General features: G+C 37.6%; 22 protein-coding genes and 1 riboswitch. Of the genes, 19 read left to right on the top strand and 3 right to left on the bottom strand.

Annotated features, from left to right (window positions below):
* The 13 genes from NYE61_RS06960 to NYE61_RS06900 all read left to right on the top strand — a co-directional run bounded on the left by NYE61_RS06960 (position 1) and on the right by NYE61_RS06900 (position 10,575).
* The gene (locus NYE61_RS06960; RefSeq protein WP_303448506.1) at positions 1 to 1,155 is read left to right on the top strand and encodes a bifunctional cystathionine gamma-lyase/homocysteine desulfhydrase; all 1,155 of its coding nucleotides are present in this window, start codon (positions 1 to 3) and stop codon (positions 1,153 to 1,155) included.
* 225 nt (positions 1,156 to 1,380) lie between these two features.
* Positions 1,381 to 1,656, top strand: a complete 276-nt coding sequence (locus tag NYE61_RS06955; protein WP_303448504.1) for a hypothetical protein — start codon at positions 1,381 to 1,383, stop codon at positions 1,654 to 1,656.
* A 140-nt stretch (positions 1,657 to 1,796) separates the two neighbouring features.
* Positions 1,797 to 2,201 (top strand): HIT domain-containing protein, encoded by a 405-nt coding sequence (locus NYE61_RS06950; protein ID WP_303448502.1) that lies wholly within the window; start codon positions 1,797 to 1,799, stop codon positions 2,199 to 2,201.
* Between the two features lie 202 nt (positions 2,202 to 2,403).
* Positions 2,404 to 2,580, top strand: a complete 177-nt coding sequence (locus NYE61_RS06945) for a hypothetical protein (protein ID WP_339317184.1) — start codon at positions 2,404 to 2,406, stop codon at positions 2,578 to 2,580.
* Positions 2,581 to 2,708: 128 nt separating this feature from the next.
* A complete protein-coding gene (locus NYE61_RS06940; RefSeq protein ID WP_303448500.1) occupies positions 2,709 to 2,972 on the top strand; it encodes a hypothetical protein in 264 nt (87 codons plus the stop codon).
* A 187-nt stretch (positions 2,973 to 3,159) separates the two neighbouring features.
* Positions 3,160 to 3,206, top strand: a riboswitch (PreQ1 riboswitch).
* 329 nt (positions 3,207 to 3,535) lie between these two features.
* Positions 3,536 to 3,970 (top strand): 6-carboxytetrahydropterin synthase QueD, encoded by a 435-nt coding sequence (queD, locus tag NYE61_RS06935; protein ID WP_303448498.1) that lies wholly within the window; start codon positions 3,536 to 3,538, stop codon positions 3,968 to 3,970.
* Positions 3,967 to 4,692, top strand: a complete 726-nt coding sequence (queE, locus tag NYE61_RS06930) for a 7-carboxy-7-deazaguanine synthase QueE (RefSeq protein WP_303448495.1) — start codon at positions 3,967 to 3,969, stop codon at positions 4,690 to 4,692. Before queD ends, queE begins: the two co-directional genes overlap by 4 nt.
* Positions 4,693 to 4,903: 211 nt before the next feature.
* Entirely contained in the window at positions 4,904 to 6,274 is a 1,371-nt protein-coding gene (locus tag NYE61_RS06925; RefSeq protein ID WP_303448493.1) for a dipeptidase, read from the top strand.
* 92 nt (positions 6,275 to 6,366) lie between these two features.
* Positions 6,367 to 7,110, top strand: coding sequence for a (S)-benzoin forming benzil reductase (locus NYE61_RS06920; protein WP_303448491.1), 744 nt, complete (start codon positions 6,367 to 6,369; stop codon positions 7,108 to 7,110).
* Between the two features lie 92 nt (positions 7,111 to 7,202).
* Positions 7,203 to 7,340: a YjcZ family sporulation protein gene (locus NYE61_RS06915; RefSeq protein ID WP_095309724.1), complete on the top strand. Its 138-nt coding sequence runs from the start codon at positions 7,203 to 7,205 to the stop codon at positions 7,338 to 7,340.
* 214 nt (positions 7,341 to 7,554) lie between these two features.
* A complete protein-coding gene (locus NYE61_RS06910; RefSeq protein WP_303448488.1) occupies positions 7,555 to 8,640 on the top strand; it encodes a transposase in 1,086 nt (361 codons plus the stop codon).
* A gap of 390 nt (positions 8,641 to 9,030) precedes the next feature.
* A complete protein-coding gene (gene map, locus NYE61_RS06905) occupies positions 9,031 to 9,786 on the top strand; it encodes a type I methionyl aminopeptidase (protein WP_118888691.1) in 756 nt (251 codons plus the stop codon).
* 27 nt (positions 9,787 to 9,813) lie between these two features.
* Entirely contained in the window at positions 9,814 to 10,575 is a 762-nt protein-coding gene (locus NYE61_RS06900) for a cobalamin-binding protein (protein WP_303448484.1), read from the top strand.
* A gap of 148 nt (positions 10,576 to 10,723) precedes the next feature.
* Here NYE61_RS06900 and nhaC read toward each other — a convergent pair whose 3' ends face one another.
* Positions 10,724 to 12,094 (bottom strand): Na+/H+ antiporter NhaC, encoded by a 1,371-nt coding sequence (nhaC, locus tag NYE61_RS06895; protein WP_118888693.1) that lies wholly within the window; start codon positions 12,092 to 12,094, stop codon positions 10,724 to 10,726.
* Positions 12,095 to 12,672: 578 nt separating this feature from the next.
* Between nhaC and NYE61_RS06890 the strand changes: the two genes are divergently transcribed.
* Positions 12,673 to 13,398 (top strand): AzlC family ABC transporter permease, encoded by a 726-nt coding sequence (locus NYE61_RS06890; protein WP_303448692.1) that lies wholly within the window; start codon positions 12,673 to 12,675, stop codon positions 13,396 to 13,398.
* Positions 13,395 to 13,688, top strand: coding sequence for an AzlD domain-containing protein (locus NYE61_RS06885; RefSeq protein ID WP_118888694.1), 294 nt, complete (start codon positions 13,395 to 13,397; stop codon positions 13,686 to 13,688). Before NYE61_RS06890 ends, NYE61_RS06885 begins: the two co-directional genes overlap by 4 nt.
* 53 nt (positions 13,689 to 13,741) lie before the next feature.
* Here the strand turns inward: NYE61_RS06885 and NYE61_RS06880 are convergent, their stop codons facing one another.
* Positions 13,742 to 14,614: a cation diffusion facilitator family transporter gene (locus NYE61_RS06880; protein WP_303448481.1), complete on the bottom strand. Its 873-nt coding sequence runs from the start codon at positions 14,612 to 14,614 to the stop codon at positions 13,742 to 13,744.
* 429 nt (positions 14,615 to 15,043) lie between these two features.
* On the opposite strand from NYE61_RS06880, the gene NYE61_RS06875 reads away from it, so the two are divergent.
* Positions 15,044 to 15,277, top strand: a complete 234-nt coding sequence (locus tag NYE61_RS06875; RefSeq protein ID WP_118888695.1) for a hypothetical protein — start codon at positions 15,044 to 15,046, stop codon at positions 15,275 to 15,277.
* A 191-nt stretch (positions 15,278 to 15,468) separates the two neighbouring features.
* A complete protein-coding gene (locus NYE61_RS06870; RefSeq protein ID WP_095309709.1) occupies positions 15,469 to 16,773 on the top strand; it encodes an MFS transporter in 1,305 nt (434 codons plus the stop codon).
* 155 nt (positions 16,774 to 16,928) lie between these two features.
* Here NYE61_RS06870 and NYE61_RS06865 read toward each other — a convergent pair whose 3' ends face one another.
* Positions 16,929 to 17,843 carry a zinc dependent phospholipase C family protein gene (locus tag NYE61_RS06865; RefSeq protein WP_118888697.1) on the bottom strand — a complete coding sequence of 305 codons (915 nt, stop codon included), beginning with the start codon at positions 17,841 to 17,843 and terminating at the stop codon, positions 16,929 to 16,931.
* 248 nt (positions 17,844 to 18,091) lie between these two features.
* On the opposite strand from NYE61_RS06865, the gene NYE61_RS06860 reads away from it, so the two are divergent.
* Entirely contained in the window at positions 18,092 to 18,772 is a 681-nt protein-coding gene (locus tag NYE61_RS06860; RefSeq protein ID WP_118888698.1) for a FadR/GntR family transcriptional regulator, read from the top strand.
* A gap of 142 nt (positions 18,773 to 18,914) precedes the next feature.
* Complete coding sequence (gene ilvD / locus NYE61_RS06855) at positions 18,915 to 20,585, top strand: dihydroxy-acid dehydratase (RefSeq protein ID WP_251660642.1); 1,671 nt, start codon at positions 18,915 to 18,917, stop codon at positions 20,583 to 20,585.
* Positions 20,586 to 20,662 lie beyond the last annotated feature (77 nt).

Genomic DNA, 20,662 nt, shown 5'->3' with positions numbered 1-20,662 from the left:
ATGCGTGCAAAAACGAAAATGATTCATGGCGGTATAACGGGAGATGAACAAACAGGAGCTGTTTCTGTGCCGGTTTATCAAGTAAGTACGTATAAGCAGGATGAAGTAGGTAAGCATCGTGGATATGAATATTCAAGAACAGGCAATCCTACTCGTCATGCACTGGAGACAGTCATTGCCGACCTTGAGAATGGTAAGGCAGGCTTTGCTTTTGGTTCAGGAATGGGTGCCATGACATCTGTTATGATGTTATTTAACGCTGGAGATCATGTTGTATTAACCGATGATGTCTATGGTGGCTCTTATCGTTTGATGTCAAAAGTGCTTAATCGTTTTGATTTAGAGCATACGTTTACCAATACAAGCTCTTCAGATGAAGTGGAGGCTGCTATACAAGAGAATACAAAGGCAATATTTGTAGAAACACCTACAAACCCATTGTTAAAAATTACGGATATTCGAAAGATGGCTGAGATTGCCAGAAAGCATGATATTCTTTTAATTGTGGACAATACATTTGCAACACCATATTGGCAGCAGCCATTAGATTTAGGAGCAGATATTGTACTTCACAGTGCAACGAAATATATTGGAGGACACAGTGATGTAGTAGCTGGATTAGTGGTTGTAAATACAGAGGAACTTGCAGAAAAGCTTCATTTCATCCAAAATTCAGTTGGTGCGGTACTTGGACCACAGGATTCCTGGCTTATTATGCGGGGGATTAAGACGTTGGCTATTCGTATGGAAGCAATTGAGGCAAATACGAAGAAAATCGTTTCGTTCCTGGAAAAACACGAGAGTGTCTCCACTATTTATTATCCTGGACGCGAGACTCATTCAGGACATGAAATTGCGAAGCAGCAGACAACTGGGTTTGGCGGCATGGTGTCCTTTGATGTTGGAAGTGCTGAAAAAGCAGATGAAGTACTTGGTAAGGTAAACTATTTTACATTAGCCGAAAGTCTTGGAGCTGTTGAGAGCTTAATTTCTGTTCCGGCTAAAATGACACACGCTTCAATTCCAGCTGAGCGTAGACAAGAGCTTGGGATCACCGATGGGTTAATTCGTATATCGGTTGGAATTGAGGATGCTGATGACTTGATTGATGATTTAAAAATAGCACTAAGCAATAAACAGGAACAACTCATTTAAATGTGGTTCCGTTTTGAGTTGTATTGACAAAAAATACAACTCAAATCACATTAGATTGACTAATAAATTAACAAACAAAACCGTCTAGTTCAGACGGTTTTTATTATTAAAATAACGAGGACATTATTGAATTTTTTAAAAGATTATTAATATATGGTAAGATAATTTTGTGAAATGTTGTTCTTAATGTAACTGGCAGTTTAGCGCAAAAAAAGTGGGGATAAATTGAAAAGTGATAAAACAACTAAAGCTTTAAGAGTTGGGACTAACACCTTGCTTATCTTTTTAATTATAGGTGCAATAACAATGTTTTTCGATGACGATTATAGAAATGACCATTTGGGTTGGATAATTTTGATAGCTTTTTGGATGTTTAGCAGTTTATATGGCTTGGTTATATGTATAAAAGAAGGTATGAAGAAGTTAGCAATCGTTAATTTATTATTAGTATCTGCTGCTTTTTATTTTTTACTGACCTGCAGTATGGAATATTTCAATTAAATGGCACGATTGTTTAATAAGTTTCATTTAATGCCATTTAATGCTTCTTCAAATGATGGTGCTATAACTGAATAAATATGTGCTGGAATCGGGTTATGTAGAAGTAACTAAGAAGAGAAATAAAAAATGAGGAGATTACCATGGAAAAGTGTGTTTTTTGTAACCCCTATTCAGAACCTAAACAAAAAGTTGTTTTGAGTAATGAACATTGTCTTTTTTTACAATTAGACCAATCAAAAATAAAAGCTGGTCTACTTGAAGGAGCAGGGCTCATTGTTCCTAAAAATCATAGAGAAACTGCATTTGACTTAACCCAGGATGAATGGGCAGCAACTTACAGTCTTCTTCAAGAGGTAAAAAAATACTTAGACAAAGAACACGAACCTCAAGGATATAATCTTGGTTGGAACTGTGGTGAAGTAGGTGGTCAGCATATTTTTCATGCCCATTTCCACATTATACCAAGATTTAAAGACGAACCACTTGCAGGTAAAGGAATAAGGCATATGGTTAAAAGTAAAGAAAATCTAAGGAAAAGTTATTAGGTTATGATGCAAATGGTAGCAATGGTACTAACGGTGTAGGTTTAGTGTAAAAGGACACCGGCTCTGTCTTATTGAAGTATAGTAATAGGTTTGTTAAAGATTTATTTTCGAAAAGAGGTTAGATTTTGGCTGTTTACCTATTCAAAAGATACTATTTTTCCAAATTAAAGATTAGTTTACCTATGGAAGAGGTGATAATCCGATGAATATTTTCATCATTGGTGGTGCCGTTTTAGTAGTACTTTTCATAATTCTCCCGTTTTTTAACATTGAAAGTTTCTTCTTATTTGTTTTAATTGAATGGATTACTAAATTTGTTTTACCTTGGATAGCTTTGTATTGGCTAATCAGAGGTGTAAAGGCATTAGAGAAAAAATAAATAATTCTTATTGAACGATCTGTTGCTACTTTTCAATTAGAGAAGTGGCTTTTTATCGTTTGCGGGGCGGGGTTGTTAAGTAATTGAAAGGGATATACCTGAGGAATTTTTTAGAGGGAGGGGTAGTTTTGAAGGAAAATAAACAAGCTCTTTATTTCAATATGACTTTGGGAACAATCGGCATTATACTCGTTGCTATAGCTGCAATGAGGTATTTGATTAAAGAAAATGATAATTTAGGATATGCAATTATACTTTTTGGTTTTATATTAACAGTTGGTTATATAAATTACTTAGAAAAAAGAGCAGGGATAAGTAAAAAATTGAGTTGGATTAGAATTATTGTATCTTCAATTTTATTTCTTATTTTTACATATTTCTTATATTTTTAGCTGTCTATTATTATAGTAAACTGATGCAAACGTTAAACAAGACGATCATCGGTTATCGTCTTTTCCTTTGAAACGTTTTTTGCTATACCATGAATGAATTCATTTCTATGTTGATATGTATTCTTTAATCTTAAACAAAAGATATGGTAAAGTAAGATGGTAAGTGAATAATAGAATCTGCGTATTGGCAGGAGAGGTTCGAAATTCCATCCCTCTATAAAAAACTAAGGAGCATGGACAGCATCTTCTTAGTGTTGTCCTTTTTTGTCTAGCTCCAGCGCCCAGCGACTAGCGAGACTTCCCTCACCTCCGTACGATAAAGAAGACTTGCCGATTGGCTATGCCAAAGGCTTAGTCGCACTTATACCCTGGCGGTGAAAGTCAACATCGACTCAGTCCGTTCGTCGTGTTTTCTTTATCTCCTACGTAAGAATGTTCGACACGCCGAACCACCCCACAGTACGGGGCGCAGTCCGTACGTCGCTAAACGGGAGCTCACGCTTTTCCTTATTGGATGGATACAAGCTCCCAAAGATACAAAATAAACGAAGGAGTGATGATTCATGATGCAACAGATTTATCCAGTAACAGAACATCCCTATGCATATGAACTAAATAAAGATTTTCAATTTGCCGCAGCTCATTATGTACCACATGAGGATGCTGGGAAATGCCAAAATATTCATGGGCATACCTATTTTACAAATGTCACCATTGCTGGAGACGAGCTTGATCACACAGGTTTTTTGGTAGATTTTAAAAAAATAAAAGATTTAATTCATAAGCGGTTTGATCATCGTATGATGAACGAAGATACCAAATTCTCCGACCAGGACGCTGAATATTTTCCAACAACAGAAGTGGTTGCCCGTACTATATATGAAATCATTAAGGAATACCTAAACACCCTGTCGAATAACCCAACTTGTGTTCAGGTATATTTAAGGGAAACGCCCACAAGCTATTGTATTTACCGACCGAAGGAGAAAACATTATGAGAAAAATACCTGTACTTGAAATATTTGGTCCAACCATTCAAGGGGAGGGAATGGTCATTGGCCAAAAAACGATGTTTGTCAGAACGGCCGGCTGTGATTATTCCTGCTCGTGGTGTGATTCGAAATTCACGTGGGACGGTTCAGAAAAGGAATCAGTTCAAATGATGGAACCGCAGAAAATAGTGGATGCCTTATTTGAGAAGGGAGGCGGGCGATTTCAGCATGTTACCATCTCAGGAGGAAATCCCGGCTTATTGGCACAATTGAATACATTAGTAGATTTACTTCATGAAAATCAGGTGAAGGTTGCATTGGAAACACAAGGTAGCAGATGGCAGAAATGGTTTACAAAGATAGATGATCTGACGATTTCGCCTAAGCCACCGAGCTCTGGAATGACTACAAATTTTGAAACATTGGATTTTATCATCCGTTCATTAGAGGAAAAGCAACAAGGCAATTTCAGTTTAAAGGTGGTTATCTTTGAGAAAGAAGATTTGCAATATGCCATCAACATACACAAAAGGTATCCTGATGTAGAATTGTTTCTGCAAGTGGGTAATGATGATTTGGAAACAGTAGAACAGGATAAGTTGTTACCATATTTACTTGAAAAATACGAACGATTGGTTGACCTTGTAATGAATAATTCAGAATTGAACGACGTTCGGGTATTGCCACAGCTTCACACTTATTTATGGGGGAATAAACGTGGTGTTTGATATAAGTCCCTTTAAAGTCCATTTCCAATAGCAAATGTGAAACTTTAATAGGTGATCTTGAACTTAAGGGTGCAAATCTTGAATAAAGAATTGTACCCTTATTTATTAATATATATCTAAAACGAAACCCATTAGTTTGACGAACTATTCCTTTTCATTTCCGTTATGCTAAAATAAACTATATATCAATATGATAGGAGAGGAATGTCTAATGAGTGAAAAAGCATTATACTATTTGAAGGACAACCGAGAACGTCTGCTAACCAAATTGAGTGATTTCCTGGCGATTCCGAGTGTGAGTACGGATAGTGCATACAAAGGAGATGTAACTCGTGCGGCAGACTTTATTGTTACATACTTAAAAGAGATTGGTTTTGACAAGGTAGAAAAGCAGGAGACAGAAGGTCATCCACTTGTATATGCTGCGTACAATGGGGCGGGAGAAGATGCCCCAACAGTGCTTTTTTACGGGCACTATGATGTCCAGCCAGTAGACCCGATAGACCAATGGAAAAGTGATCCTTTTCAAGCAGAGGTAAGAGATGGTCGCCTTTATGCACGTGGTTCAAGTGATGATAAGGGACAAGTATTTATGCACTTGGCAGTTTTTGAGGCTTATATGAAAACCGAAGGAAAACTGCCGCTCAATGTAAAGGTATGCATTGAAGGGGAAGAAGAGATTGGCAGCGAGAATTTGTACAACATTTTACAAGAAAAGAAAGAGCAATTTCAAGCAGATTTTGCAGTTATCTCTGATTCCGGTATGGCGGCGAAAAATCAACCAACCATTCTATATGGGTTAAAAGGATTTACGGGCATTGAAATTACCGTAAATGGGCCCGATCATGATTTGCATTCCGGTATGTATGGTGGTGCAGTAAGAAACCCGATTATCGCATTAAGCCACATACTCGCATCAATGAAGGATGAAAATGAAGTAATCACAGTAGATGGTTTTTATGACGATGTAGAACCACTGAGTGGTGCTGAAAGGAAATTAATGGAACAAGCTCCAAGTGAGGATTTTGTTGAAGCAACTGGTATACCTGAGACGGTATCTGAAAAAGGGTATACGGCTAAAGAACACACGATGGGACGTCCGACATTTGAAATAAACGGAATCTATGGCGGATATCAAGGAGAAGGAACGAAAACTATAATTCCATCTTCTGCAACTGCAAAAATAACCTGTCGACTTGTTCCTGGACAAGATCCTGAAAAAATTCAGGAATTACTAGAAGCACATGTCAATAAAGTTGCTCCTGCAGGTGTAACACTAGAAGTGAAAAAAGAAAAACTATCTTCTAAAGCATATAAAGTAGAGCCGAACCATCCACTCATTAAAAAGGCTGCTGCCAGTTATACGAAAGCTTTTGATAAAGAAACAATTTTCATTCGCATGGGTGGTTCGATTCCTGTCGTAGAATGGATTGAAGAAATTTACGATATGCCAATTGTTTTATTAGGATTTGGAACACCAGAGGATCGCTTGCATTCACCAAATGAAAGCTTCCCGTTAGATAGCTTTGATAAAGGGATGGAAACACTCGTATACTACTGGGATGAAATTAATAAGGAATGATTAAAGTACCCCGTTTCTCCTTTTCAGATTCGGGGTAATTCTGTATTAAGATAAATAAAAATATGAAAAACCGTTAAAAGGAGAGAGTGGAAATGAAATATGCCATTGTTACCGGGGTCTCGAAAGGGCTTGGAGAATCGATTGCCAAGTTGTTTATTGATTTAAATATTCATGTAATTGGACTTTCTCGTAGTACGAATAATCAGTTAGAAAATCACGGAGATTTATTCACGCATATCTCTTGTGATCTGGCAAATATCAATACATTGGATTCAGTATGTGATGAAATTAGCGATGTTATTTTCTGGGAGGAAGCGACAACGGTTTATTTAGTAAATAACGCTGCTACGGTTGAGCCAATTGCTCAATCGATGCATATAAAGACTACAGATCTTACAAAACATGTGAATCTCAATACGATTGCTCCGATGGCAATAACAAATTATTTCCTAAAAAAGACAACGGAAAAAGGGGTTCAGTTAATTAGCGTTGTAATCACTTCTGGTGCAGCTGAAAAGCCATCTTATGGCTGGAGTGCTTACTGTTCAACTAAAGCGAGTGTGAACATGTATACGAAAACTGCTGCACTGGAACAGGAAGAATTGGAGAATGGTCATAAAATAATCGCGTTTAGTCCAGGAATTATGGATACAAACATGCAAGAGAAAATACGTTCAAGCTCTGAAGATGAATTTGCCGATGTGGAAAAGTTTAAAGAATTTAAGGATAATAACTTGCTAAAAGATACAGATTTAGTTGGTGGAGTAGTGGTTGATATTTTAACAGATGATGATGTGGAAAACGGAAAAATTTATCATGTGCGTGATTATGTATAAGTATTTTTAGAAAAAAAAATGAGTAAATAGCCCTCCCAATTTGATGAACGCAGCATAAAGTAAAGTAGTCTTGAAAATAGGGAGGGAAAAAAATGAGTAAAGATGTTGGAGGTAAAGAGTTCGGCTCTGGCGGTTTCGCCTTGTTAGTCGTATTATTTATTTTATTAATAATCATTGGCACTGCTTATACAGGCGGGGGCAATGGAGGCTATGGTGGCTACTGCTGCTAAGAAATAGAATACAATAAGATGAGGTGCTTTCGCATTTCGTCATCATAATAAAAATGCAGCAGTTATCCTGCTGCATTTTTATTTGGAAACAAATACATTCCATGTTTTAAACTTTACAGTATTTGAGATTTACCCTTAAACCCAATCTAAAAGTAACACTTAAACAGCACAAACGTTCCCTTTCGTGATATAATTTAAGCAGGAGGTGTATAACGTGCAAACGATCACACTTAAGCTGGAGCTACAAAAACCGACAAAAGAGAAAATGGCAATGTACCAAAAAATGACAGCGATTAATACCGCTTTTTCAAATTGGTTGTTGCATTTTGATGGACTTCAAACAGCTACTTCGAAAGTATTTAAACACTTTTCAGATAAGCCATTTCCTGCAGCTGTTGTCAATCAAACGATTCAAACAGTAAAATCGAAAAAGAAAAAACAGAAAACGAAAACTTTTCGCCGTATGTGGTGTGGATTCAATAATCAAAACTTTAAGGTTGAGAGAGAAAACAGATTATATAAAGTCTCTTTTCCAACACAAGAAAAGCGGATTGGTGTGCCAGTTGTCTGTAAAGACCATCAAAAGCCATGGCTTGACAAACTTTTGTCTAGTGAGGTTAAACAAGGCACTACAGAGCTTTTTGAAAAAAGAGGGCGGTGGTTTGTCGCAATCAGCTTTTCTTTTGAAGTAGAACAAAAGCAAGCCGATCAAGCTCAAGCCAAAACCATGGGCATTGACATCGGAATGCGCCAGCTTGCCACCTGTTCTATTGGGACGACTTCTATCTTTTTCCCAGGGAAGGAACTTGGATATCGAAGAAGACGTTTCGCTTCCCGTAGACGAAAATTAGGCAGCTTGAAGAAGCTTGAAGCTATTCGTAAATCGAAAAATAAAGAATCTGACTGGATGAAGGAAACAAACCATAAGATAAGCCGTCAAATTGTCGAATTCGCATTGGAGAACGGTGTTCATCTCATTCGAATGGAAGATTTGACAGGTATCCGGCATTCCAGAAAATCAACAAAAGAAGCAGGACGCAATTTGCATCGTTGGTCCCATTATCAATTGCAACAGTTTATTGCATACAAGGCACAAATGGCAGGGCTCTTGGTTGAGTATGTGCATCCAACCTACACCTCCCAAATGTGCAAATGTGGACATGTTGACAAGCGAAACCGGAACAGAGATGCTTTTTGTTGTAGGAAGTGCGGCTACCGAAGTCATGCAGATATAAATGCCGCCATAAATATTTCGAAAGCAGTGAGCGGACTATCCGAGGAGAAATCTAAAAAGAATTAGTGTCGTGGTAATAGTGACACCGCCTGTTTTGGTACACGCCTATCAAAGATGGGTGGAACGAAACAGGGCGGGGCAATGAGATGCCCCTTAACTTGCAGGCTGTTCAAAACAGAAATGGATTGCGAACGGTAAGTCATGCAAGAATCCCACTCGTTAAACCTCTAGGTATAGAGCTAGCGGCTTTAGCCTTGGGAGTCTCAAATAATGGTTTACAATGAAGGAAAGTGTTTGTCATGAATTTTATGTTTTGAATAATATAGTATAGTAGACTGTTACTGAAAGTAATTTTATTTTATGATAAAATTTATTTTGTATATTTCCTGTTATTAACCATAATGACTTAACAATAAGTGTTCGTAATGTTGACGATAAAAGAGAGGAAGATGACCAATGATTACACGAAAAAGTAAACGTGAGATTGAGCAAATGCAAGCTGCTGGTGATGTGCTTGTTGCGTGTCATAAAGCGATAGCTGATATGATAAAACCTGGGGTTACAACCATGGAGATTAATGATTTTGTAGAAAAGTTTCTATCTGAGCGGGGAGCGACACCTGAGCAGAAAGGATATAACGGCTATCCGTATGCAATTTGTGCATCAATTAATGATGAGATATGTCATGGCTTCCCGAGAGAAGAAAAATTGCAAGATGGTGATATTGTTACAATAGATATGGTTGTGAATCTTAACGGTGGGCTAGCCGATTCAGCATGGACGTATGCAGTTGGAGAAGTTGATGGGGTAGGAAAACGCCTCATGGATGTCACGAAAACAGCTCTGTATAAAGGGCTTGAACAAGCCCAGGTAGGTAAGCGTATTGGAGATATTGGACATGCTATTCAAACCTATGCAGAAGGAGAAGGCTTTTCTGTTGTTCGTGATTTCACTGGGCATGGAATTGGACCGACGATTCATGAAGATCCGCATATCCCGCATTTCGGCTTGCCTAATAAAGGATTGCGTCTTAAAGAGGGTATGGTGATCACAATCGAACCGATGATTAATGAAGGAAGCTGGGAAAGTCAAATGGATGAAAATAACTGGACAGCACGAACTATTGATAAAGGACGCTCAGCACAGTATGAGCATACAATTGTAATTACAAAGGATGGACCACTTTTAACGACGGATCAAGACAAGGAATAATAGTACGTTACGGGGAGACGATTGTCTATGCGTGTTGTATCAATCTGTCCGAGCAATACGGAAGTTTTAGCATATTTGGGAAAACTTGATGTGTTAGTTGGTGTAGACGATTATTCAGACTGGCCGAAGAGGGTATTGGATTTACCGAAAGTTGGGCCCGATCTTTCCATCGATATGGACAAAGTAGAAGCATTGCAGCCAGACCTCATACTAGCTTCTTTAAGTGTTCCTGGAATGGAAAAGAATATCGAGGAGCTAGATGCTAGAAAGCTCCCTTATATTATTTTGAATCCGAATTCTTTAGAAGAAATAGCAAATGATATTCGAGTAGTTGGAGAAGCTCTAAATGCTAAATCACTTGGAGATGTGAAAGCTCACGAATTCCTTGCTGAAGTGAAGGCTTATAAAGAAAAGGCACTCGAACAAGAACATAAACCAACCTTATATTGGGAATGGTGGCCAAAACCAGTTTTTACTCCGGGATATGTAAATTGGCTTACAGAAATAAGTCAATTGGCAGGAGCAGCAAACATTTTCGCAACGGAACATGTTGCTAGTTATCAAACAAATTGGGATGAAGTAAAAAAAAGAGATCCAGATCATATTTGTATGGTTTGGGTAGGAATAAAAGAAGATAAGATGCGACCTGAATTAGTAAAAAAGCGACCAGGCTGGAATGAGATGAAAGCAATTCGAAATAACAATATTCATGTTTTAGAAGAATCGCTCTTTTGCAGACCGTCACCAAGGTTGCTTGAAGGCTTAAGAAAGTTATCAAAAATAATATGAGGATTTTCCTTATCGGGAAAGCCTCATATTATTTTTTTGAGGATAGGTAACTATAAAAATTTGAATGCTGTGGATTACATATTTACCGAAACAGCCATGTCCAGCTTCAGCGCCACGCGCTTTTGTTCAATCGAAACACATTAGTAACTTATTTTTTCAATGTTGCCGTTTTTGCTCCGAATAAAACCGTAATAACAGGGCTGAGCAGGCAGAAAAATGCGAATGGCAAATAATCTAGTACAGGTACATCTAGTACATCTGCAATAAATACACCACAAACACTCCAAGGAACGAGTGGATTAATCACGGTTCCTGCATCCTCCAGAGATCTAGAAAGAGCCTTTTTAGTTAGACCAGCTTTTTCATATACCGTTTTAAATGTTTCTCCAGTAAGTAGAATGGATAAATATTGTTCGCCAATTAGGACGTTGACACCAATTGCTGTAGCAGCAGTTGCAGCGATAATGGAACGTGCTTTTCGTAATTTTTCCTGAAAAGTGGCTAGCATCGTAGGAATAATCCCTGTTACAAATAATAGGCCACCAAAGCTTAAAGCTAAAATAACGAGTGAAATCGTGAAGAGCATACTGTTTATACCGCCTTTGGACAGCAACTCATTAACCGGTTCAAAATTTGTAGTCCCAGTATAACCATTAAACCAATACGCCCAAATTTCTGACCAAGTATGGTCACTTGTTATTCTTGCTATAAATGTTGCCACCAAACTGCTTACAGTTAAGGCAATAAAAGCTTGGACTTTAATAATTGTGCAAATAACGAGAACGATCAATGGAATCCATGATAACCAATGAATTAATCCAGAAGCTTGTAATGCTTCACGGTAGGATACGATACTTTGTAGAGACGTATTTTGTTCTGGCGATATTAAAACAAATAAAATTAACGAAATGATAAAAGCTGGTATCGTTGTTAAACTAATATGCTTTATATGGTCAAATAAATCCACTCCAACGATAGTTGAAGCAAGATTGGTTGTATCAGATAACGGCGACATTTTATCCCCAAAGAAAGCACCAGAAACGATTGCACCTGCTGTAATTGCTAAGGAAGCTTCCATTGCACCTGCCATTCCAATAAAGGCGACGCCAACAGTTGCAGTCGTCGTTAAGGAACTACCTAGTGTTACGCCTATAATCGCAGTAACAGCAAAGACAATCCCATAAAACCAAGTTCCGCCAATGATTGTGAAGCCAGCATTGATTAGTGCTGGGATGGTCCCGCTAACCATCCAACTGCTAATTAGAATCCCAATAAGGAAGAATAAGAAAATAGCTCCCATACCTGATTGTGCTCCTGAAATCATGGCATCTTGTAGTTCTTTAAAAGTGATACGTTTAAATAAACCGTATGCAACAAGTATAAAAATCCCGAGTAAAATAGGTATATGTGGCACAGCTTCTAATCCAATGATAAAGTAGCTGATTAAACCGATAATCAGTAAAAAAAAGAAAATTGCTTCGATAAATGAAGGTTGATGCTTTGGGTTAATTGGAATCATGATGTTTACTCCTTTTGAAGATATTAAAAAACTTGGTCTGTGGCTGTTACCAAATACAAAAAAGCTCCGTCCCCTAAAAAAGGGACGAAGCTATACTCCGCGTTACCACCCTGATTGGTGAAATACAATTCACCCGCTCATTGTATGCAATCCTTTGAATAGTTCATGCTAACATTCAGCACATATCTAGACAGGATTTGTAATTCAACTATTTTCCGCCAAAGCTTGCACCACCCGCTTTGTCTCTATTCTTTGCTAAAAAATAATCTACTTCGAATCCCTAGGATAAATTGCGTAATTCAATTATGTAATATTGACTATACATGCTCCAATCTTCATTTGTCAACACCTCCTATAAGATAGAATCCTTCCATTTTAGGAAATATTCAGTTATACTATAAAGAATTTTATATGCGTTACCAGGCTGTAATTCCCATCACCACGAAGATCGAGAGCAAAAACAAGAGAAAGGGGAGGAAGACACTATATTCTGCCTTAGCTTTATTATGTTTTATCAACTAGCAATAGAGTACTGCTAAAAGAGGAAGTTTTATTTTACTTGAGGAGGCTTGTGAGACATTGTGTTAAAAGAAGAACAACATTCGTATACTTCTATACATATGATTCGAAAAGGGTTTGCAACAGGGTTTCCAATAATTCTTGGTTATTTGCCAGTTGCGATTACATATGGAGTTCTAGCCAAGCAAGCAGGGATGTCATTAACAGAATTAACATTGATGAGTGCTTTGGTCTATGCAGGTGCCAGTCAGTTTATGGCAGTGAATATGTTTGCGGTTGGAACAGGAGCATTGGAAATTATTATTGCAACCTTTGTCCTGAATTTCCGGCATTTTGTTATGAGTCTATCTTTTATGAATCAGCTCAAAAAAATTAAACTAAAATGGAAAATTCCATTAGCTTTCGGATTGACCGATGAATCGTTTGCAGTCTCTGCAATGAATTCGAAAGAAGCAAGCATGAAAAAGGGTGCTTTATTCTATGGCACGATTCTTGCTAGCGCATATTTATCATGGGTTTTAGGTTCTCTGCTTGGTGGTATGCTTGGAGATATCATACCCCAAAAACTTAGTCAAAGTATGGGGATCGCATTGTATGCCATGTTTATTGGACTGCTCATTCCATCCATTAAACAGGAAACAAGAATAGCTGCGATTGCAATTGTAGCAATGCTAGTCAACGCAGGATTTGTTCAGCTGGGGATGAGTACTGGTTGGGCAATCGTTGCTGGAACGATTATTGGTGGGTTTAGCGGCATTTATTTCCTAGGGGAGGAACGCACATGATTATTTTGATGATTATTGGGATGTCATTAGCCACAATGCTGCCAAGGGTTATTCCTGCTGTTATCATTGAAAAAATGCAGTTTCGTCCTTGGATTAATAAGTGGTTGAGTGCAATACCATATGCAGCACTAGGAGCTTTAATTTTTCCTGGTATTATGTCTGTTAAACCAGAAGAGCCTCATCATGGAATGATAGGTGGACTTGTGGCAGTTGTTCTGGCATACTTTGGATTAAATATTATTTTAGTTGTCTTAGGAGCAATTCTTACTGTTTTTTTATTATCATTTTAAAAAAGCTCCTGATCAACAATCAAAAGATAGGCTTAGCGATGATTTGCTAAAGCCTATTTTCCTCCATATGGTTCAATATGGATATGCGCATGTGTGATGCGATGCTTTTTAAATAAATAGTCTTCAATTCTTTCCGTAATGCGGTGACTTTCTGCTACATTCAAAGTTGGGTCAACTAAAATGGTGATCTCAATTAATGCTTGATTACCATGGACTCTCCCTTTGACATCAACGACTTCTATAACCTCAGGTACTTTGATAATGCTTTTCTTAATCATTTCCAGCTGTTCTTCATCGAATCCATCTGTTAGTGTGTGTGTGGCATCTTTAAAGATATCCCATGCTGTTTTACAAATAATAATTCCGACGACCATTCCAGCTAATGGATCGAGCCAGAAAAGCCCAAACTGTGCCCCGAAAATACCGATAAATGCCCCAATACTTACAAGCGCATCTGAACGATTATCCTGTGCAGCAGCGTTTAATGAGCTGCTCTCAATTCTTTTAGCAAGTTTAGCATTATAGCGATATACAAATAACATAACAACTGCAGAACCTAAAGCGGTCCATGCTGTTAACATGCTTGGCTGTGAAGCTTCAGCGGCAGCCATACTTTTCAATGTATCGTATATCACTTGTACGCCAATAAACATCATGATAAAAGCTGCAAATAATGCTGCAACGGTTTCAGCCCGGTAATGTCCATAGCGATGATCCTTATCTGGCGGCTTTCTTGATATTTTTAGGCCGATTAACACAGCAACAGAAGCAATTACATCCGTAATATTATTTAATCCATCTGCATAAAGGGCAGCAGAGTCACCAATTGTAGCGATATATAATTTAATAATGGCAAGCGTAATATACGCAAAAATGCTTAGCCATGCGCCTTTTTCTCCCATTTTCAGGTTTTCTGAATGATTCATCCTAAATGCCTCCACATTTAATTGTTTCCATTTTTATATAGCTTTAACAGTCTATCAGAGCAAGACATGGTGGGTCTAGAGAAACATTCAAGACCCTGGTTATATGTATTGAAGGGTGTGAAGGATGTTTACAGAGGGAAAAATTAGAAACGAAAGTGGAAGTGTCCTTACAGAATACAAAATGCGATGTCCGATTATGCGTCTGTATTGTGGGATGATTTGACCAGGTGAACATGCTTAGCTTATGTAGGAAATGTTAAGGTAACATATTCCTTATGCCGACATTAGGTTTTAGCTAAGATTTAGTCGCAACTAGGTTACAACAGCATTTAAGTTTTTGTACCAAATCGCCTAAAAAAGTTGTTTTTAGTTGAAATTATTCTAAAAATTTAGGATAATAATAAAAAGGGAACAAAGGGGGCATGTTCCATGAAGAAGGAAAAAATAGTATATCGATTTTATCGCTATGAAGGTGAAAAGCTACAAGCAAAAAGAGAAATACCTTATGAATTAAGACTCTTTTCCCGATTGATTTTGGATGAGCTTTGTTTTAACTGGAATAAAAATCGATTAGAAGAAGACATCAATAGCTCCATTGAGAAAGGTAATAAAGAGGAATTTCTTAAAGCAAGTGAATCATACAGACACTTTATATGGGAGTAACAATACCAAGTCTTACCGTTATGGTGAGGCTTTTTCTTGCTGCTTCATTATAAAAATTCTTCTAAAGCTTTGGCTAACCTAGTTTTGGGAGCCTTTACTTTATTCCTACATATATTATTTTTGTAAATTTTACAATGTTGTTATTTCCAAACAGGAAAAGTTTGGTATGCTAAAAAAAGGGGTGAAAATTGATGGAAAATAAAAAGAAAATACAACGCAGCTGGATGTTATATGACTTTGGTAATTCAGCATTTGCAACAACGATAATGGCGGCGGTACTTCCTGTTTATTATTCTAGTGTAGCGGCCTCTGGTTTAGAGGAAGGATTGGCTACAAGCTATTGGGGCTATTCGCAGTCCATTTCTGTTTTAATCGTGGCTGTGCTTGCGCCAATTTTAGGTGCCATTAGTGATTTCTCTGCAGCCAAGAAAAAATTTCTTCAGTTTTTTGCATTTATGGGTATCATAGCAAGTATTTTACTGTTTTTTGTTGGTGAAGGGGATTATATATTAGCCTCCGTACTATTTATAGTTGGTTCCATCGGTTTTTCTGGTGCGAACGTGTTCTATGATGGATTTCTTCCAGAAGTCGCCACGAAAGACGAAATTGATCGTGTTTCATCTGGTGGTTTTGCCTATGGATACATAGGCGGAGGAATATTGTTAGCGATTAATGTTTTAATGATTTTAAATCCCGGCTGGTTCGGGCTACCAGATACGGAGATGTCTACTCGAGTTGCTTTTGTCACCGTTGGGATTTGGTGGTTAATCTTCTCCATCCCACTCATTAAAAACATAAAAGAAGAAAAGAAAGTTGAAGTAAAACGTGATAGGTCATATGTTGCTATTGGTTTTTCCCGAGTAGGAAATACATTTAAAGAAATGAAGCAATATAAACAGCTGCTTATTTTCTTGCTGGCTTTCTGGCTTTATAATGATGGAATATCAACGATTATTCGGATGGCTACTGTTTATGGCAGTGAAATTGGGATAGCGCAGAATGATTTAATTGTCGCCCTATTAATTACACAATTTGTCGGAATTCCTTTTACATTTTTCTTTGGGTGGCTAGCTTCAGTCATTACAGCTAAAAAAGCATTAAATATTACGTTATTCGTTTATCTTGGTATTGTCATAATTGGATACTTTATGACCTCTGCATTGCATTTTTATATTTTGGCTATTGTAGTTGGAATGGTCCAAGGGGGAGCACAATCCCTAAGCCGCTCCATTTTCGGTCGGATGGTTCCAGCAAATAAACATGCGGAATTCTTTGGATTCTATGGAATATCCTCTAAATTCGCAGCTGTGATTGGACCATTTATGTTTGCCTTTGTAGGTCAAGTAACAGGAAGCAGTAGACTTGGAATTGTTTCACTTATCGTATTCTTTATTGCAGGTATTATTATCCTGAGATTTGTTGATGTTGAAAAAGGAATGCAAGATGCGGAACGACTGACAAACCCTAAAGGTGTAGTAGAGGTAAAACCGAAATAGCATCATGTCATCAAAAATTGTTTGCTAGTAGTGCTGACAAAAATTAGGCTCGGGATATACAAGTTATTGTCTATCCCGAGCTATCTATATAGACCCTCTGAGTATATTTTACTCGAGGAATTTATTTTAATCGTGTAAAAACTATATACTAATGTCTAAACAATTGGATCACTATATTTATTTTTAAGGCCGAGTTTTAACGGCTTACCAGTATCATATGAAATATTATCAATAAGTTCGCTTAATCGTTGTTCGGATGAGTTGGCACTGTTTTCCCAATAGTTTTGAAGCTGTGACAAAATTTCAATGCCTTCTACTCGCGCTTTATCGTATAGCTCAATAAAGCTATGGTTTGAGGCTTCATTTGTTGCAGGGTGATACCAGGTTGTATGATTTAAATTCAAGTAATCAACATTTGTTTTTACTGGTTGATGTGAATAGGATGAAATCAATGAGCGTAGCATGAAGTTTTTCCAACCATAAGGATCCATAAGTATCTTCAATGCAAGCAGCATATCTCGGTATGCTTTTTGAATATATTCAGATGTATCTCGATTTAATTCTGGATAGTGTTTCTTTATTGTTTCGTGAAGCAATTCTCGTACTTCGAGATTTAGTGTTCTGCCAACATCAATTTCCTTATATACAGGCGTTTTCCACGTTTTTAATTTATGGTATTTTTCCATCATTAACGTATCAATAATAATTTCCAGCTTTTGATGATTACTTCCCTCATAGCCAGCGCGATAATGAATATATGGATGCGTATTACGATCAAGGATATGGTGGGTGATAAATCCGGTAACATAGGCTTTTACCTCGCTACATTGGCCCTTCGCTTTTCGAATCAAATCCATTAGGAAATCGCCACAGCGTTCCGTATGAAGTGTCATACCGACTTCATGGACAGGTTCATCCTTTATCCATGGCCAGAAGTTATAATAGAAAAATGGATCTGGTCCTTGCGCGCCTAGTTTCATATAAGGTTCATATTGTGAAAATGGATAAGGCTGTTTGACGGAATCAATCACATCTTCGCAAAATAAAATATGTGTCCATGTATTTGGCATAGCGACATCCTCCTTCTTGAAGTATTTGGAAAACCTTTAGGACAGTGAAAAGTATGAAGTCTTCCTTAAATTAAAGCTATGTAACGTATTATATCGAAATATCAGTAGTTGGTGGTCTGTAGAGTAGTACAATTTTGTGTCATTACATATTTTTTCCAGTGTTTATGTTCATGTTTAGTATTCTAAATGATTAATAATGCAGTGTACATGGTGTGCTATACTATAAAAAAATAAGGATGATAGGATAGATGAAACAAATGAAGCGGCTTTCCGATAATATAGCAGAAGATATTTTATCAATGATTACGATCGAAGAAAGATTTTTACCAGGTGATAAACTGCCGAACGAAATTGAGTTATCAGAGGAACTTCAGATTAGCAGAACGACATTGCGTGAAGCGATTCGAATATTAGTAACAAATGGAGTATTGGAAATTAAACGAGGCAAAGGTACATTTGTGAAAAAGGAAGTTGATTTACATGATACCATGCAATCATTGAATGGTCTTTCCCATGCAAGAATAAATGCGAAAGACCTGTATGAAATGCGTCTGATTTTTGAGCCGGAAGCAGCCTATTATGCGACGTTACGAGCGAGTGATGCTGAGCTAAGTCGCATATTAGAGTATGGAAATCAGATTGAACAAAAAATTGACCAGGGTGAGGATCGGACAGATGTTGAACAGAAATTTCATAAATCGATAGCCAAGGCTACTCATAATGAATTTATCGACAAGCTTATGCCAGTTGTTTTTCAGGCAATTGATAAAGGAGTCCAATTGTCCCAAAAAAATGAGCAAGTCGTAAAAGATACGTTGAATGATCATAAGCTGATTATGGAATTTATGAAAGCCCGTAATCCTGAGGGAGCCAGAAGTGCAATGAAAATTCACATTTTACACGCGATGAAAGACTTAAGAATTGAATAACAGTTTATTAGGAGAAGTTCAGAAAGTCCGGTGAAATGTCACAGGAAGAGTTTTATTTAACTTGTCGTACAACTATATTGACAGCAGACAACTTAGGATTTAAAATAGATTTAAAATTTGAAATTATGGATGTGTTGTTCAGATGAGAAGCGATATGATTAAAATTGGAGTCGATCGTGCTCCACACCGCAGTCTTTTATATGCAACAGGAAAAGTAAAACCTAAAGATTTTGAGAAACCTTTTATTGGTGTTTGTAACTCGTACATTGATATTATTCCTGGTCATGTTCATTTACGAGAGTTTGCAGATGTTGTAAAAGAAGCGATTATTGAAGCAGGTGGTATTCCGTTTGAGTTTAATACAATTGGAGTAGACGACGGAATTGCAATGGGACATATTGGAATGCGTTATTCTTTACCAAGTCGTGAACTTATTGCAGACTCTGCCGAAACGGTAATAAATGCACACTGGTTTGATGGGGTATTTTATATTCCAAACTGTGACAAAATTACACCGGGTATGCTGATGGCTGCTGCTCGTACGAACGTTCCTTCTGTTTTTGTATCAGGCGGACCGATGGAAGCTGGTGTAAGTGCAACAGGAAAACAAATTTCTTTAACATCTGTATTTGAAGGTGTTGGTGCCCACAAATCCGGACAAATGTCTTCAGAAGAGCTGTTAGATATTGAAATGAATGCATGTCCAACATGTGGTTCATGTTCAGGTATGTTTACAGCAAATTCAATGAACTGCTTAATGGAAATGCTGGGAGTTGCACTTCCTGGTAATGGTACAATCGTTGCTACAAGTGAAAGGCGTAAAGAATTAGTACGCGAAGCGGCCAAACAATTAGTTCGTATGATTAAAGAAGATGTTAAGCCGCGTGATATCATCACAAAAGAAGCGATCGATGACGCTTTTGCACTTGATATGGCAATGGGTGGGTCAACAAATACCGTACTACATACATTGGCGATTGCGCATGAAGCTGGAATTGAGTACGACTTAGAAGTTATAAATAAAGTTGCAGAAAGAGTCCCGTACTTAGCAAAAATTATGCCGGCATCAGATCTTTCAATGGATGATATCAATAAAGCTGGTGGAGTAGAAGCAATTATTAATGAACTAACAAAAATCCCTGGGGCAATTCATCCGGAAAGAATTACCGTTAGCGGTAAAACAATGGGTGAGCTTGTAAAGGACCATCACATTACTAATCCAGAAGTGATTCGTACGAAAGACAATCCTTATAGTCCAGTTGGAGGTTTATCTGTATTGTATGGAAATATTGCTCCAGAAGGTTCCGTGATTAAAGTAGGTGCAGTTGATCCGTCAATCAAAACATTTACTGGTGAAGCAATTGTCTTTAATTCACAAGACGAAGCCCAAGAAGCGATTGATAATGGGACAGTACAAGCAGGTCATGTTGTAGTCATCCGCTATGAAGGACCAAAAGGTGGACCAGGCATGCCAGAAATGCTTGCGCCAACGTCAGCTATTATGGGTCGTGGACTAGGAACTAAAGTTGCACTCATTACAGATGGTCGCTTTAGTGGTGCATCTCGTGGTATTTCAATTGGTCATATTTCTCCAGAAGCAGCTGAAGGCGGTCCAATTGCTTTGGTTGAAAATGGTGATATAATCGAAATTGATTTACCAAGCCGGACAATGAATGTAATAGTTTCGGCCGAAGAATTAACAGAACGACGTAAAGACTTAAAACCATTTGAGCCAAAAATTAAAACTGGATGGTTAGCAAGGTATTCCAAGCTTGTAACAAATGCATCTAAAGGCGGCATTATGAGTATATAATGAAGCATACACCCCTTTCTCAGTTATTGAGAGAGGGGTGTTTAACTGATAAGTCGTTACTTGCACTAAAAAAATAA

Source organism: Oceanobacillus sp. FSL W7-1304, assembly GCF_037969805.1.
Lineage (GTDB): Bacteria > Bacillota > Bacilli > Bacillales > Amphibacillaceae > Oceanobacillus > Oceanobacillus profundus.
Note: the sequence above shows the minus strand (reverse complement) of the source record. Positions and strands in the feature narration are given on the sequence as shown.

What these genes read in the sequence shown, in the direction of transcription:
- map (WP_118888691.1), top strand. Translation starts at nt 9,031, where the DNA reads ATGATTACACGAAAAAGTAAACGTGAGATTGAGCAAATGCAAGCTGCT.
- queE (WP_303448495.1), top strand. Translation starts at nt 3,967, where the DNA reads ATGAGAAAAATACCTGTACTTGAAATATTTGGTCCAACCATTCAAGGG.
- NYE61_RS06915 (WP_095309724.1), top strand. Translation starts at nt 7,203, where the DNA reads ATGAGTAAAGATGTTGGAGGTAAAGAGTTCGGCTCTGGCGGTTTCGCC.
- NYE61_RS06860 (WP_118888698.1), top strand. Translation starts at nt 18,092, where the DNA reads ATGAAACAAATGAAGCGGCTTTCCGATAATATAGCAGAAGATATTTTA.
- ilvD (WP_251660642.1), top strand. Translation starts at nt 18,915, where the DNA reads ATGAGAAGCGATATGATTAAAATTGGAGTCGATCGTGCTCCACACCGC.
- NYE61_RS06950 (WP_303448502.1), top strand. Translation starts at nt 1,797, where the DNA reads ATGGAAAAGTGTGTTTTTTGTAACCCCTATTCAGAACCTAAACAAAAA.
- NYE61_RS06945 (WP_339317184.1), top strand. Translation starts at nt 2,404, where the DNA reads ATGAATATTTTCATCATTGGTGGTGCCGTTTTAGTAGTACTTTTCATA.
- NYE61_RS06900 (WP_303448484.1), top strand. Translation starts at nt 9,814, where the DNA reads ATGCGTGTTGTATCAATCTGTCCGAGCAATACGGAAGTTTTAGCATAT.
- NYE61_RS06885 (WP_118888694.1), top strand. Translation starts at nt 13,395, where the DNA reads ATGATTATTTTGATGATTATTGGGATGTCATTAGCCACAATGCTGCCA.
- NYE61_RS06870 (WP_095309709.1), top strand. Translation starts at nt 15,469, where the DNA reads ATGGAAAATAAAAAGAAAATACAACGCAGCTGGATGTTATATGACTTT.
- NYE61_RS06865 (WP_118888697.1), bottom strand. Translation starts at nt 17,843, where the DNA reads ATGCCAAATACATGGACACATATTTTATTTTGCGAAGATGTGATTGAT.
- NYE61_RS06920 (WP_303448491.1), top strand. Translation starts at nt 6,367, where the DNA reads ATGAAATATGCCATTGTTACCGGGGTCTCGAAAGGGCTTGGAGAATCG.
- NYE61_RS06925 (WP_303448493.1), top strand. Translation starts at nt 4,904, where the DNA reads ATGAGTGAAAAAGCATTATACTATTTGAAGGACAACCGAGAACGTCTG.
- queD (WP_303448498.1), top strand. Translation starts at nt 3,536, where the DNA reads ATGATGCAACAGATTTATCCAGTAACAGAACATCCCTATGCATATGAA.
- nhaC (WP_118888693.1), bottom strand. Translation starts at nt 12,094, where the DNA reads ATGATTCCAATTAACCCAAAGCATCAACCTTCATTTATCGAAGCAATT.
- NYE61_RS06875 (WP_118888695.1), top strand. Translation starts at nt 15,044, where the DNA reads ATGAAGAAGGAAAAAATAGTATATCGATTTTATCGCTATGAAGGTGAA.
- NYE61_RS06880 (WP_303448481.1), bottom strand. Translation starts at nt 14,614, where the DNA reads ATGAATCATTCAGAAAACCTGAAAATGGGAGAAAAAGGCGCATGGCTA.
- NYE61_RS06960 (WP_303448506.1), top strand. Translation starts at nt 1, where the DNA reads ATGCGTGCAAAAACGAAAATGATTCATGGCGGTATAACGGGAGATGAA.